13 protein-coding genes are annotated in these 12,873 nt (G+C 63.6%); 3 read left to right on the top strand and 10 right to left on the bottom strand.

Going from position 1 to position 12,873, the window contains the following annotated elements; translation table 11 throughout:
- Positions 1–69: 69 nt before the first annotated feature.
- Entirely contained in the window at positions 70–1,437 is a 1,368-nt protein-coding gene (locus MB84_RS17265; RefSeq protein WP_150666090.1) for a DUF3100 domain-containing protein, read from the top strand.
- 141 nt (positions 1,438–1,578) lie between these two features.
- Here the strand turns inward: MB84_RS17265 and MB84_RS17260 are convergent, their stop codons facing one another.
- On the bottom strand, positions 1,579–2,151 hold the full coding sequence (locus MB84_RS17260) for an EF-hand domain-containing protein (protein WP_052652503.1): 573 nt from the start codon (positions 2,149–2,151) through the stop codon (positions 1,579–1,581).
- Between the two features lie 114 nt (positions 2,152–2,265).
- On the bottom strand, positions 2,266–2,532 hold the full coding sequence (locus tag MB84_RS17255) for a hypothetical protein (RefSeq protein ID WP_245725395.1): 267 nt from the start codon (positions 2,530–2,532) through the stop codon (positions 2,266–2,268).
- Positions 2,533–3,859: 1,327 nt separating this feature from the next.
- Between MB84_RS17255 and MB84_RS17250 the strand changes: the two genes are divergently transcribed.
- Positions 3,860–4,507, top strand: coding sequence for a TetR/AcrR family transcriptional regulator (locus MB84_RS17250; protein ID WP_052652501.1), 648 nt, complete (start codon positions 3,860–3,862; stop codon positions 4,505–4,507).
- Between the two features lie 11 nt (positions 4,508–4,518).
- Positions 4,519–5,475 (top strand): LysR substrate-binding domain-containing protein, encoded by a 957-nt coding sequence (locus tag MB84_RS17245; protein WP_046292649.1) that lies wholly within the window; start codon positions 4,519–4,521, stop codon positions 5,473–5,475.
- A gap of 74 nt (positions 5,476–5,549) precedes the next feature.
- Here the strand turns inward: MB84_RS17245 and MB84_RS17240 are convergent, their stop codons facing one another.
- The 8 genes from MB84_RS17240 to MB84_RS17205 all read right to left on the bottom strand — a co-directional run bounded on the left by MB84_RS17240 (position 5,550) and on the right by MB84_RS17205 (position 12,849).
- Positions 5,550–5,909, bottom strand: a complete 360-nt coding sequence (locus MB84_RS17240) for a helix-turn-helix domain-containing protein (protein WP_052252580.1) — start codon at positions 5,907–5,909, stop codon at positions 5,550–5,552.
- Between the two features lie 208 nt (positions 5,910–6,117).
- The gene (locus tag MB84_RS17235) at positions 6,118–6,828 is read right to left on the bottom strand and encodes an ABC transporter ATP-binding protein (protein ID WP_046292648.1); all 711 of its coding nucleotides are present in this window, start codon (positions 6,826–6,828) and stop codon (positions 6,118–6,120) included.
- A complete protein-coding gene (locus MB84_RS17230) occupies positions 6,825–7,595 on the bottom strand; it encodes an ABC transporter ATP-binding protein (RefSeq protein WP_046292647.1) in 771 nt (256 codons plus the stop codon). Before MB84_RS17230 ends, MB84_RS17235 begins: the two co-directional genes overlap by 4 nt.
- A complete protein-coding gene (locus MB84_RS17225; protein ID WP_046293925.1) occupies positions 7,592–8,566 on the bottom strand; it encodes a branched-chain amino acid ABC transporter permease in 975 nt (324 codons plus the stop codon). The genes MB84_RS17230 and MB84_RS17225 overlap by 4 nt, the downstream gene beginning before the upstream one ends.
- A gap of 17 nt (positions 8,567–8,583) precedes the next feature.
- The gene (locus MB84_RS17220) at positions 8,584–9,504 is read right to left on the bottom strand and encodes a branched-chain amino acid ABC transporter permease (RefSeq protein ID WP_046292646.1); all 921 of its coding nucleotides are present in this window, start codon (positions 9,502–9,504) and stop codon (positions 8,584–8,586) included.
- On the bottom strand, positions 9,501–10,373 hold the full coding sequence (locus MB84_RS17215; RefSeq protein WP_046292645.1) for an alpha/beta hydrolase: 873 nt from the start codon (positions 10,371–10,373) through the stop codon (positions 9,501–9,503). Before MB84_RS17215 ends, MB84_RS17220 begins: the two co-directional genes overlap by 4 nt.
- 74 nt (positions 10,374–10,447) lie before the next feature.
- Positions 10,448–11,641 carry an ABC transporter substrate-binding protein gene (locus MB84_RS17210; RefSeq protein ID WP_046293924.1) on the bottom strand — a complete coding sequence of 398 codons (1,194 nt, stop codon included), beginning with the start codon at positions 11,639–11,641 and terminating at the stop codon, positions 10,448–10,450.
- A gap of 212 nt (positions 11,642–11,853) precedes the next feature.
- Positions 11,854–12,849 (bottom strand): amidohydrolase family protein, encoded by a 996-nt coding sequence (locus MB84_RS17205; protein WP_046292644.1) that lies wholly within the window; start codon positions 12,847–12,849, stop codon positions 11,854–11,856.
- Between the last annotated feature and the right edge of the window lie 24 nt (positions 12,850–12,873).

Raw genomic sequence — 12,873 nt, 5'->3', positions numbered from 1 at the left:
CGCTCTGCCGGGTAGCTCGACGGCGGACGGCATCGGACCGGCTCAATAGCAAGTGCAGTGGAGACCCAGATGGCAGTCATGGAACAAAAAGCGGCCAAGCCGCAGGGAGGCGCCTTCAGCGATGGCGTGCGCCTGTATGTTTGGGCAATCGTGATCCTGGTGGTCGCGGAGCTGATCGGTGCGATCAGCATCAATGCCGGTCACGGCAAGATCGTGTTGTTGCCGATGGTCTGGGCCTTGTTGCTCGGCGCGGCGTTGGGCCTGTCGCAGGCGCGCTTGCCGCGTTTCGCACAGATCGACCTGTCGATGCAGCACAAGGCAGCCGCCATTCTGCAGCCGGCGCTGCTGCTCTTCGTGGCAAAGCTCGGCCTGCTCGTGGGCGGCTCGCTGCCCAAGCTCGTGGCCGCCGGCTGGGCGCTGGTGTTCCAGGAGTTCGGCCACTTCGTCGGCACGATCATTCTGGGCCTGCCGGTCGCATTGATGCTCGGCATCAAGCGCGAAGCCATTGGCGCGACCTTCTCGGTCGGCCGTGAGCCGAGCCTCGCGATCATCGGCGAAAAGTACGGTTTCGACTCGCCGGAAGGCCGTGGCGTGCTGGCCGAGTACCTGACGGGCACCATCTTCGGTGCGGTGTTCATCTCGCTGTTCGCGGGCTTCGTCGCCAGCCTGAACCTGTTCCATCCGCACTCGCTCGCCATGGGCGCCGGTGTCGGCTCGGGTTCGATGATGGCCGCTGCCGCCGGTGCGATTGCCGCACAGCAGACGCCGGAAGTCGCTAAGGAAGTCGCTACGTTCGCCGCTGCGTCGAACCTGATCACGACGACCATCGGCACGTACTTCACGCTGTTCATTTCGCTGCCGCTCGCCGTGTGGGGCTACCGCGTGATGGAGCCGGTGCTGGGCCGCATGAGCAAGCGTGGCCGTGCTAACGCCGAAGCCGCTGCCGTGGCCGACGCCGAAGCCGCCAAGGAACTCAAGGAAGCCAGCAAGGCGCACACCGTCGAGATGAACTTCGGCGCACGTCTGTTCGCATGGTTCTTCTCGGGCGCACTTGCGCTGGTCGGCAACAGCATGGCCTTCAAGACGCCGTTCCTCGACGGCGTGCCGGGCATGCTGATCATCATCGGTGCTGTGCTTGTGGGTGAAGCGCTGTACTTCGTCACGCGCCGCAAGGTGCCGGCCGTGTGCTGGGTGTCGCTGATCGCGATGTTCCTGACGTCGCCGGCCTTCCCGTTCGCGCCGGTTGTCGAGCAATTCACGGGCAAGATCAACTTCCTGTCGCTGGTCACGCCGATGCTGACCTACGCGGGCCTGTCGGTCGCCAAAGACGTGCCTGCCTTCCGTCGTCTGGGCTGGCGCATCGTGGTCGTGTCGTTCCTGGCGAACGCCGGTACGTTCCTCGGCGCTGCGATCATCGCCGAATTCTTCCACGTGTAATGCCTGAGGGCGAATGCGCGACGGTGACAGGTCGCGCTTTCGCAGGCAGTCGGAAGAAGCATCGCTGGAAATAGCGGTAAAACGAAGGGCCGGGTCCTGCAGTATGCAGGCCCGGCCCTTCGTGTTTTGAGGCAGGGGCGATCAGGGCTTCGTCGTGGCGGCGTCGGCCTGTGCCCGGTCGTGATAGTAGCGACGGAAGAAGCTGCGGATCTCCGCTGGCGAGAGCTTGCCGTCGCGATTGACGTCGATTTGGTCGAAATGCTGATACAGGAACGGCTCCGAGGCGGCGGCTTCGTCGCGGCTCAGATAGCCGTCGCCATCTTTGTCGGCCGCCTTGAAATAGCGCTCGAACGTGGCGCGCCGCGCCTGTAACTGGCTGCGCTGATACGCGGTCCATTCGTTGCGGTCGATCTTGCCGTCGTGGTTGGTATCGATGGCGTCGAACGAACGCTGCAGGTAAGTTCCAAGCGCGGCGTTCTGGTCGGCAGCGTCGCCGTAGTCCGGGCCTGCCGTGGGCGGTGGCGGGGGATTTGGCGTTGTCGGTACGACACCGTTGACGGGCGGCGCGCCCGTTTGCGCAAAGCTCGGCATGGCGGCCAGCGACAAAGCGGCCGCGCCCGCACAGACGGTCACGACAGCGAGAGTCCGGCGACCGAGGCGTCGCGTCTTGAGCGTACGAAGCGCACGCTGGCGAAGGGTGTCCTGGGAGTTCATATCTCGCTTCTCCTTATTGCATCGTCAGATGAGCGGGGGCCGTATATCGCCCCCTCGACGGAGATTGTCGGCGGTGGTTGATGGTCATTGACGGTCGTCGACGAACGGCACCGGTCAGCGACGATGGCGATCGTCCGTGACGACGTTACCGATCACACCCCCGACGACGGCGCCGCCCACGGTCGTGCCGAGGTCGCCGCCCGAGATGAGTGCGCCGCCCAGTGCGCCGACTCCGGCACCGACTGCGGTATTACGCGATTCACGCTGGGACATGCCGCCGCAACCGGCCAGCGTGCCGATCAGGGCTGCACCCACGAGGATCGGGGCGACCGAGCGCGAAAGATGTGAGACGTGCGAGGTCCATCGTTGCGTGGTTTTCATGACGCATGACTCCTTCGGTTGGGGCACCCGGCCCCGGGATATCCGCAGGCGGCGTGCGATCGGGCTTCTCCAATAGTCGGTCACGCCGCGCATCGCCTGCTATTCATAAAGTCGAAAATTCGGTCGCACCTTCGGTCGGGGGGCGGCGCTCAGTGCGCGGTAGCCGAGCCGTTCTCCGGTGCAGCGGCCCCGTCGGCCGGTTTCGTTTCCCGGTAAGCCGGCGGAGGCGGGGGCGGCGGATATGGGCGTCCCTGTGCATCGGTCGGATATGGACGACCATAAGCGTCCGTCGGCGGATAAGGGCGGCCGTAGGCATCGGTATTCGGGACCGGTGCGCTCGGCGCCGCGTATGGACTACACGCGGACCCCGGCGCGTACGGGGGCGGGCCGCAGTTCGGGTCAGCCGACCGATACGCCGGATTCGTGCTTTCGTTGCCCCGATACGGCAAGCGCGGCTGCGGTGGCGATTCATACGCGCAACCGCCCAGCGACAACAATATCGTCGCGAGTCCCACCGCCGAGCACATCCTGGCAATGCGCACTTTCACGCGGTGGGCCGACGCTGCGTTTGCAACACCCTCAGGGTTCGTTCTCATCATGACCTCCGTTCGAACGCGGTGTTTGTCCCGCGCTTCGTCATCATGGATTGATTGGAATGGTTTAAAGAGATGACTGACGTTGGACGCAGATTGCGGGATTTGGATCGCCCCATCTTGTAAATTTTTGTAATTGCGTCGCAATGGGCCGTCCCGTGGGGCTTCGCAGGCATATTGCATTGCACACAATGCAAGTATTATTGAATGGAGTCCGAAGTAATGTAGGAATGCGCTGACGGCATAGGCCTACGACGCGACTCATACGCGCGTCGACGCTTCGTTCAGATGCGCCATCAGACGCGCCATCGGAGACGCAAAGTGCGTGCTCATATGCGTATCCATTGCGCTCAGCGCCGGGCTTTTGCATTCCTTCGGGGATTCACCGTCATATACGAAGCGCGCGGCGCGTCGGCGCCATTCCCATGCGTAAAATGCATGACATCGAAATTGTTCAATTTTGAAATATATGCGGGGGGATCGCAGGCGCCCATCCACTTCCTGTCCACGTGCGGGCAACGTGCGGCAATGCCACGCGTTACGCGATGTCTGTCATCGCAATTCGCGTTGGGTGCGCGGAAATATCGGGAAAGTCCGGGGGAGTGTTTGCGCTTAGTTTTCGCCGCAAGCTGCGTCTGCGCTGGCATACTGTGCGCGCTGACGTCGTGTATCGACATCAGCGGACGTTGAGAATTAACGATCGAGGTGCCCGGCCTAACGGTGCAGGCTCACATATGCCACAAGTCAAGAAAGAAGACATTCGTCTCGCCATTCTCGAAGCCTCGCATGCCCTGTTTCTCGAAAAAGGGTATGTGGACACCACAATGGTGCAGATCGCCAAGCGTGCCGGAATTTCGCACGCGAACATTTACAGCTACTTCACTGCGAAGCTGCAAGTCTTCTTCTGTGTTTACGACACATGGTTCAAGGCGCGCATCACGGCGCTTGAGTCGGAAGTCATGTCGGCGCACGGCCCGCATGCCCGCATGCGGGCGCTGCTCGCCGGCCTGCTGGTCGACACGCCGAGGCTTGATAACGGTTTCTCGCACAATCTGGTGCAGGCGCTCTCCACGGTGGCGCCGGGCGATCCCTACGATCCGTCGTTGCTTCAATGGTTCAGGGAGCGGTTGTCGGCGATGCTGGCGGCGTGTGCGCCGAGTCTGGCGCGCGACGGTGTGCGACGCGCGCGTCTCATCGACATGCTCGTGCTGACCTTCGACGGGTGCCTCATCAACTACCATGTCAACCCGGCCTCGCTGCCGGATGTGGCCATGCTCGAAGAGTACGTGGCTGCCTTCTTGTCGACGGAGCCCGCCGAGTCGGCAATCGCGTCGCAGGGGGCAGAGTCGGTGACGGCGTCCGGAACGACGGCGACCGCCTGAACAGGACGCCGATGCGATCACTTCCCTGGACAGCCCTTAATCTCGGACGAAAGCTCAAGTTTCACCAGCTTCAGGTCTTCGACCGCGTGCTCGAAACGGGCTCGCTCGTGCGCGCCGCCAACGAAACCGGACTGACGCAGCCCGCGGTGAGCAAGATCGTGCATGAGCTGGAAGCCTGTTTCGAAGGCCCGCTTTTTGTGCGCAGCAACCGCGGCATGCAGCCGACCGAACTCGGCGAGTTGCTGGGCCATCGCGTGAAGTCGCTGATGGCCGAATTGCGCTACCTGACGGACGAAGTGAACGCGTTCAGCGCGGGCACGAGCGGACACGTGATCGTCGGCACGCTCATTTCGGCCGCCGCCGACTTGTTGCCGCGCACGATCGCCATGCTCAAAGAGCGCACGCCGGGCGTGCTGGTGACGGTGCGTGAGGCAACCACCGCACAACTCTTTCCGGCGCTCGCGAGCGGCGATCTGGATATCGTGGTGGGGCGCTTACCCGAGCGCTCGCTGCCGGTGGCCAACGCCTTCGCACTGACTCACGAGATTCTCTTTAACGAATCGCTCAGCGTGATCGGCGGCAAGCGTCACTGGACGCATCTGCCGGAGCGTGTGCCGCTCGCCGAATTGCGCGAAGGCGCGTGGATTTTGCCGGTGCCCGAGTCGCCCTCGCGTCTGGCGGCGGAGCGTCTGTTTCACGATGCAGGGCTCGCGTTGCCGGAAGACGTGGTGGAATCGCTCTCCGTGCTGACCAACATTGGCCTGATGCTGGAGACGCCGCGTGTCGCGCTGATGCCGCGTGCGGCGGCCGCACCGTTCGTGGAGTCGGGCCTGCTGCGTGTGTTGGCCGACACGATGTCGGGCAGCTTCGGCGACGTCGGCTATTCGCTGCGTGCGGACAAGTCGCCCAGCCCGGCCTGTGCACGATTCGTCGCCTGTCTGCGCGAAGTCTGCGGACTTAAGCCGTAGCGCTCGGAGGACACAGAAAAAGGGGCGTGCCGACGAATCGGCACGCCCCTTTTTCATCACGCGAGCGCAAGGACTTACAGGCGCGCAAGCGAGGACACCAGGCCCGGGTTCTGTTGCACCAGCCGTATCAGACAGGCGGCCTGGGCGTTCGGACGCGCGCGCCCTTGCTCCCAGTTCTCTAGCGTACGGGGATTGGTCCGGAGATAGTGGGCGAAGACGTTACGGGACATGCCCAGATGTTTGCGCAGGGCAAGCAACTCGTCGGGGAAGACTTCCAGCTTGGGAAGCGGTGTACGCGGCAACTCCTTGATGTTGAGCGGGAGGTCCGCAGGGAGCCCGTTCTTGACTTGAGCAGGCTCGGCGGGCGGCGGCGCACCGGTGTCCTGCGTGAGCAGCCAGCGGAAGGGATTCGAAGGCGTATTGGTGTAAGCCATAGTCCTTGACCGGTGTCATTAGTTGTTGATCGGGTGCGCTTGCAAAGGCAATCAAGCGGAGCCGATTGCACCACATCCATTTGCTGGGTGCTTTCACAAAACACTCCCGATTTTCGCGTCTGACACCTATCGAGTACTACGCACCTCGTGGGGACGAGGTGCCGTAGAGTGTACGCAGACAGGGGATGCGCGTGGCTTGGCGGGCGTCTCAGACGCCGAGGTAGGCCTGCAATTCCGGCAATGACTGACGCAGCTTCGACGAGTCGCCTTGCCACGCCACACGGCCCTTATCGACGATGTAGTGCTGGTCGCCGAGTTCGAGCATCGGTGCCAGATTCTTGTCGATGCAGAGGATCGACAGGCCGCTGCCTTTGAGTTGCTTCAGGCATTGCCAGATTTCACCGCGAATGAGCGGCGCGAGGCCTTCCGTCGCTTCGTCCAGAATGAGTAATTTCGGATTCGTCATCAACGCGCGGCCGATGGCGAGCATCTGCTGTTCGCCGCCGGACAGATTGCTGCCGAGGTTTTTCTCCCGTTCGCGCAGACGCGGAAACAGGCCGTAGATGCGCTCCAGCGTCCACGGTGAAGCCGCGCCGTGCCGGTTGCCAGCGGTCGCCACGAGGTTTTCGCGCACGGTGAGCGTGGGAAAAATCTGACGGCCTTCGGGAACCAGCCCCATGCCCGCCCGCGCGATGCGATGCGACGGGCTGGCATGTATGGGCTGTCCGTCGAACACGATCTCACCACGTGCGGGGCGCATCAGCCCCGTCATCGATCTGACGGTGGTCGTCTTGCCCATGCCGTTACGTCCGAGCAGGGTGACGAAAGCGCCGCGCTCGATATTCAGTTGCATGCCGAACAGCGCCTGACTCGCGCCGTAGTACGACTCGACGCCGGATAAAGACAACAAGGTGCTCATGCCGTCGCTCCCAGCATTTCGTTGCGGGTTTCGTCCCCGAGATAGGCTTCGCGCACGCCCGCATCGCGGCGAATCGTGTCGGCGTCGCCGCAGGCGATGGCGCGTCCGTAGACGAGCACTGTGATGCGGTCGGCCAGTGCGAACACGGCGTCCATGTCGTGTTCCACCAGCACGATGCCGTAGTCGCCCTTGAGGTCGGCAAGCAGATGCGTCATCTGTTCGGACTCGGCCTGCGACATACCGGCCATCGGTTCGTCGAGCAGCAGCAGCTTCGGCCGGCCGGCCAGCGCCATCGCCAGTTCGAGCTGACGGTGTTCGCCGTGCGCGAGCGCGCTGGCAGGAACATGCATGCGGGCGGCCAGCCCCGTGCGCGCCAGAATCTCGCGCGCCGGTTCGACCAGCGCCGCTTCGCGGATCGCCGGACGCCAGAAGCCGAAGCTATGCCCCTGCATCGCCTGCACGGCGACCAGCACGTTCTCCAGTGCCGTGAATTCGCGGAAGACCGAGGTGATCTGATACGAGCGCGCCAGCCCGGCACGCGCACGTTGCTCGATGGGCACCGAGGTCATGTCGTGTCCGTCGAAATGAATGCTCCCTTCGTCGGGGCGCAACTCGCCCGCCAGTTGGCCGATGAGCGTGCTCTTGCCCGCGCCGTTCGGCCCGATGATGGCGTGCAGTTCGCCCGGTGCGACGTCGAGGCAGAAGTGATCGGTGGCGGTCAGCCCACCATAGCGTTTGACCAGTTGGTCGACACGAAGGAGGCTCATGCTTTGCCCTCCACGGTGCGCGTGCGACGTGAAAGGCGCACTTGCAGATCGCCCAGCAGCCCGTACAGACCACGACGCGAGACCAGCACCGCCACAACGATGAGCGGCCCGAAGAGGATCATCCAGTGCTCCGTCATGCCCTTGAGCCACTCCTCGATGAGCAGCATCGCGGCGCTGCCCAGCACCGGCCCGAAGAACGAGCCGAGGCCGCCCAGCACGACCATCACGATCAGTTCGCCCGAGGCGGTCCACGCCATATAGGCGGGCGAGACGAAATGCGTGAGATTGGCGTACAGCATGCCCGAGACGCCGCAAACCATCGCGCTGATGACGTAGGCCACGAGCTTGTAGCGCAGCGTCGGGTAGCCGAGGGCGCGCATGCGGCGGTCGTTCTGACGCGCACCGCGAATCACCATGCCGAAGCGCGCTTCGACCAGACGGCGGCCCGCCCACACGCACAGGCACAGCACGGCGAACGCGACGTAGTACAGCACCACCGGGTCGTCGAGCGTCACGCTGCCGAAGCGGCTGCCGACGGAGACGGGCAGGCCGTCGTCGCCGCCGTACTGTTTCAGGCTCACGGCGAGGAAGTAGAACATCTGCGCGAACGCCAGCGTGATCATGATGAAGGCGATGCCGGTCGTGCGCAGCGAGAGCAGGCCGGTGATCGCGCCGACGAGCGCGCACAAGACCAGCGTCACGCCCAGATGCAGGAAGCCGTTGTCGATGCCGTGGAAGCTCATGATGCCCACGACGTAAGCGCCGAGACCGAGATACAAGGCATGGCCGAAGCTGACCATGCCGCCGTAGCCGAGAATCAGATCGAGCGAGACGGCTGCGATGGCGAACACCACGATGCGGCCGAACAGGGTGAGGAAGAACGGTTGCTGAGCAAACGTCGCGTAAAGGGGCACCAGCGCTAGCAGGACCAGCAGCAGTATCGGCACGGCGGTGCGTAGGTTGAGTTTCATTTCCATCGTTTCCATCGTCAGCCGTGTTTCACCGGGAAGAGACCTTGCGGACGCACCGCGAGGACCGCTGCCATGACAAGATAGATCAGCATCGACGCCAGCGCAGGACCGGCGGTGTCGGCCGTGCTGCGCTCCATCATGCTGCGCAGTATCGAGGGCAGGGCGGTGCGGCCCAGCGTGTCGACAACCCCGACGATGAGTGCTGCGAGGAACGCCCCGCGCACCGAACCGATGCCGCCGATCACGATCACGACCATCGTCAGAATCAGGATCGGCTCGCCCATGCCCGGTTGCACCGACAGAATCGGCCCGGCCATGAGACCGGCAATCCCGGCGAGAATCGCGCCCAGCCCGAACAGCAGCGAGTTGAGCAGCACGATGTTCACGCCGAGCGCACCGACCATCTGACGGTGCGTCGAGCCTGCGCGGATCAGCATGCCGATACGCGTGCGGTGAATCAGCAGGTAGCAGCCGAGCGCGACCACGAGGCCCACCACGATGATCAGGAAGCGATAAGCCGGATAGTCGAGACCGAAGAGATTGACCGTCCCGGAGAGCCACTCAGGCACTTCCATGTAGTACGGCGACGGGCCCCAGATCATGCGCGCCAGTTCGTTGAAGAACAGGATCAGACCGAAGGTCGCGAGCACCTGATCGAGGTGATCGCGGTCATAAAGCGTCTTGAGTGCGACGAACTCGACGATCAGGCCGATCAGCAGCATGGCGGGCACGATCGCGATGGCGGCCAGCGCGAAAGACCCGGTGTAGTTGTAGACGGTGGCGGCGATGAACGCGCCCATCATGTACAACGAGCCGTGCGCGAGGTTCACGAAGTTCATGATGCCGAACACCAGCGTGAGACCGGCGGCCATCAGGAACAGCAGCACCCCGAGTTGCAGTCCGTTCAGGCACTGCATGATGAAAAGTGTCGGGCTCATGTCGCCTCCCGGGGCAGGCCCATCTGACGGAAGATGGCTTGCGTGAGCGGGCTTCGCGCGTCGTTAAGCGTAAGCACGATGTCGAAGTGGTTCGTGCCCGGCATCGGGACGTACTCGCCCGCGTAACCCTTCTCGCGCCACGCCGCGAGATAGTCGTCGGTCTGGCGCTTGAACTCGGGCGTCTCGGTCTCGCCGTAAGACACGATGAGCGTACAACCGCGCGCGGGCAAGCGGAAGAACGGGCTGTTGCGTTGTGCGTCGTCTGCCGAGAGCTTCATCCATTCGTTGATATGCGTGAACGGAATCGGCGTGAGGTCGAACAGACCGGACAGCGGGGCGGCGCCCGCGACGACATCCTCGGGCACGCCGTAGTCGGCATGCCAGCCGTGCGCGAGCAGCATGCCGACAAGGTGACCGCCTGCCGAACTGCCGCAGATGTGAATGCGGCGCGCGTCGCCCTGGTGCTCGCCGATGTGACGATGAACCCATGCGAGTGCGCGACGCGTCTGGTCGACGATGGTGTCGAGCGACGCGCCGGGCGCGAGCGAATAGTTGACGGTGACGACGGTGGCGCCCGCTTGCGTGAAGGCCGGCGCCATGTTGCTCGAATCGCTCTTGTTCAGTGCACGCCAGTAGCCGCCGTGAACGAAGAAGAACACCGGTGCGCCGGGCTGCGGCGCGGGAAAAATGTCGAGCGTTTCGTCGGGGCGGGCCCCGTAGGCGACATCGAGCACGCACGGCACGGTGGCGCGGGCGTGCGCGCTCTGCTCGGCGTATTGCGTGAGGATGTCGAGAATGTTGGGGGTGGTGGCGCGAGCGTTGTACTGAACGTCCAGCTCGGCGGCGTCGAAATTGCGGTAGCGCTTCATAAACCCTCGATAGTGCTCAAAGACCGCGGGGGCAGGGCGCCCCCGCTTTACTGCGTTGCACAACGTTGAGCGGCTTACGAGCGGATCTTGCACATCGACGCGAGATTGGCGCGCGTCTTGACTTCGATCTTGCCCTTGTTCGCAAAGGCGGCGCCGCTGCTGTCCTTCACCACATCGACGCGATAGAACGGCGCGATGGGGAACTGATTGCTGGCGAACTTGAACGAGCCGCGCACGGACTGGAAGTCGGCGGACTTGAGCGCGGCGCGCAGCGCCTCGCGGTCGGTCACGCTGCCCTTCGTCTTGGTGAGTGCGGAGTCGATCAGGTTCGCGGCGTCGTACGACTGCGCGGCGTACATCGACGGCACGCGGTTGTACTTCTTCTGGAAGGCCGCGACGAATTGCTTGTTCTGCGCGTTGTCGAGGTCGGGCGAGTAGGGCGCGCTGGTGATGCTGCCCACGGCCTGTTCCTTCAGCGCGGGCAAGGTCGAACCGTCGATGGTCGACACCGAAATCAGCGGAATCTTGCCGAGCAGCCCGGCCTGGCGGTACTGCTTGACGAAGTTCACGCCCATGCCGCCCGGATAGAACACGTAGACGGCGTCCGGCTTGGCGGCGGCGAGTTGGGCGATTTCGGCCGAATAGTCGGGCTGGTTGACCTGCGTGTAGACCTCGTCGACGATCTGGCCCTTGTAGTCGCGCTTGAAGCCGTTCACGGCGTCGCGTCCGGCCTGATAGTTCGGCGCCATCACGTACATCTTCTTGTAGCCGAGATCGGTCGAGAGCTGACCTCCGGCTTCATGCAGTTCGTCGTTGTCCCACGAAGTCGAGAAGAAGTTCGGCGAGCATTGCTCGCCCGCAATCGGCGCCGGGCCGGCGTTCGAGCCGACCATGACCACGCCCGCGTTCGTCACGTTCTTGTGGATGGCCATCATCACGTTCGAGAACGTCACGCCGGTGATGAGCGAGACCTTGTCGCGCTCCACCAGTTTGGTCGCAGCCTGTACGCCGACGTCCGGCTTGAGCTGGTCGTCTTCCTTGATCACCTGCACCGGCACGCCACCGAGCTTGCCGCCCTTTTGCTCGACGGCGAGCATGAAGGCGTCGTACTGGTCCTGCCCGAGCGCGCCGCCCGGGCCGGAGAGCGTGCCGATGAAGCCGATCTTCACCTGAGCATGGGCACCGCCCGATGCGAACATCGCCGCGGCTGCGGCGATGGCGCCAAGCACGGCGATGGCTTTGCGTTGCGTGGTCTTCGTTCCCGTCATCATGGTCTCCAAACGATGAATTCAAGCACTGTCAGCTGCGGACTCGCGCCGGGATACTTGACCGCTTCTTCACGTCGGTCATGGCAGGCCAGGCGCGTCAGACTAATTCAAAACTTCCAGAATTGTTTAAGCATCAAATATTTACATGCCCAGCCTAAACGACGCCTTTTGCGTAGGCAAGCATTTTCAAAAACACCTCGGGAAAGCACCAGTTACAGCCCGAAGAACTCAAGCGCGTTCCCGGCCAGAATGCGGTGCCGGGCATTGTCGTCGAGGCCCGGCTGATCGGCCACCAGACGGCCGATGTCCTGCTCGCCGAGCGGGAACGGGTGGTCGGAGCCGAGCATGATGCGCTGCGCGCCCATAGTGTCGACGAGCAGACGCAGGGCGCGCGGATCGAACACGGCGCTGTCCACGTAGAAGCGGTCCAGATAGTGCGACGGCGGGTGCGGGCTGTCGGCGCGCACGATGTCGCGGCAATGCCAGGCATTCTCGGCGCGGCCGAGCAGGTAAGGGAACGCACCGCCACCGTGCGCGAAGCACAGCTTGAGCGAGCGCGGCAGGCGTTCGAACGCGCCCGAGAGGATGAGCGAGAGGATCGACAGTTGCGTCTCGGCAGGCATGGCCACGAGCCACGGCATCATCCACTTCTTCATGCGGCCGTCGGTCATCATGTCCCACGGATGCACCAGCACGGGGATATGTTCGTTGCCGCAGTGCCGCAAAAATGCCACGAGTTGTTCGTCGTCCAGATCTTTTTCACCGAGGTGGTTACCGATCTGCACGCCGACGTGGCCGGTGGCTTTGGCGCGCGAGGCTTCGGCGCAGGCCAGATCGAGGTCTTGCAGCGGCACCTGCGCCATCGCCTTCAGGCGGTTCGGGGCGTAGGCGCAGTGCTCGAGCGCGAGGTCGTTCATGCGCTGGACCCAGTCCATGACGGCGCGCCCGTCGTAACGATAGCCGAACATGATCGGCGTGGCGCATACGACTTGCAGATCGACGCCGTGGCGGTCGAGTTCTTCAATGCGCAGCGACGGGTCCCACAGGGCGCGGTATACCGGACGGAAGGCGCGATTGTCCAGCATGATGTTGCCGGTCTCGCCACCTTCGTCGATTCGCAGCCAGGGGGCGGTGGCGGCGACGAGGCGGGCTGCTTCTTCCTGCGTGATGCGCGGGAAGAAGTGAGCGTGCATGTCGATTTTCTTCATGACGTGACGTGAGAGTGTCTGTGT

It is taken from the genome of Pandoraea oxalativorans, assembly GCF_000972785.3.
Classification (GTDB): Bacteria; Pseudomonadota; Gammaproteobacteria; order Burkholderiales; family Burkholderiaceae; genus Pandoraea; species Pandoraea oxalativorans.
This window is presented reverse-complemented; position numbering and strand designations above follow the sequence as displayed.

Excerpts from the sequence above, each read along its gene's own strand:
- MB84_RS17265 (WP_150666090.1), top strand. The coding sequence starts at position 70 with ATGGCAGTCATGGAACAAAAAGCGGCCAAGCCGCAGGGAGGCGCCTTC.
- MB84_RS17260 (WP_052652503.1), bottom strand. The coding sequence starts at position 2,151 with ATGAACTCCCAGGACACCCTTCGCCAGCGTGCGCTTCGTACGCTCAAG.
- MB84_RS17255 (WP_245725395.1), bottom strand. The coding sequence starts at position 2,532 with ATGAAAACCACGCAACGATGGACCTCGCACGTCTCACATCTTTCGCGC.
- MB84_RS17250 (WP_052652501.1), top strand. The coding sequence starts at position 3,860 with ATGCCACAAGTCAAGAAAGAAGACATTCGTCTCGCCATTCTCGAAGCC.
- MB84_RS17245 (WP_046292649.1), top strand. The coding sequence starts at position 4,519 with ATGCGATCACTTCCCTGGACAGCCCTTAATCTCGGACGAAAGCTCAAG.
- MB84_RS17240 (WP_052252580.1), bottom strand. The coding sequence starts at position 5,909 with ATGGCTTACACCAATACGCCTTCGAATCCCTTCCGCTGGCTGCTCACG.
- MB84_RS17235 (WP_046292648.1), bottom strand. The coding sequence starts at position 6,828 with ATGAGCACCTTGTTGTCTTTATCCGGCGTCGAGTCGTACTACGGCGCG.
- MB84_RS17230 (WP_046292647.1), bottom strand. The coding sequence starts at position 7,595 with ATGAGCCTCCTTCGTGTCGACCAACTGGTCAAACGCTATGGTGGGCTG.
- MB84_RS17225 (WP_046293925.1), bottom strand. The coding sequence starts at position 8,566 with ATGAAACTCAACCTACGCACCGCCGTGCCGATACTGCTGCTGGTCCTG.
- MB84_RS17220 (WP_046292646.1), bottom strand. The coding sequence starts at position 9,504 with ATGAGCCCGACACTTTTCATCATGCAGTGCCTGAACGGACTGCAACTC.
- MB84_RS17215 (WP_046292645.1), bottom strand. The coding sequence starts at position 10,373 with ATGAAGCGCTACCGCAATTTCGACGCCGCCGAGCTGGACGTTCAGTAC.
- MB84_RS17210 (WP_046293924.1), bottom strand. The coding sequence starts at position 11,641 with ATGACGGGAACGAAGACCACGCAACGCAAAGCCATCGCCGTGCTTGGC.
- MB84_RS17205 (WP_046292644.1), bottom strand. The coding sequence starts at position 12,849 with ATGAAGAAAATCGACATGCACGCTCACTTCTTCCCGCGCATCACGCAG.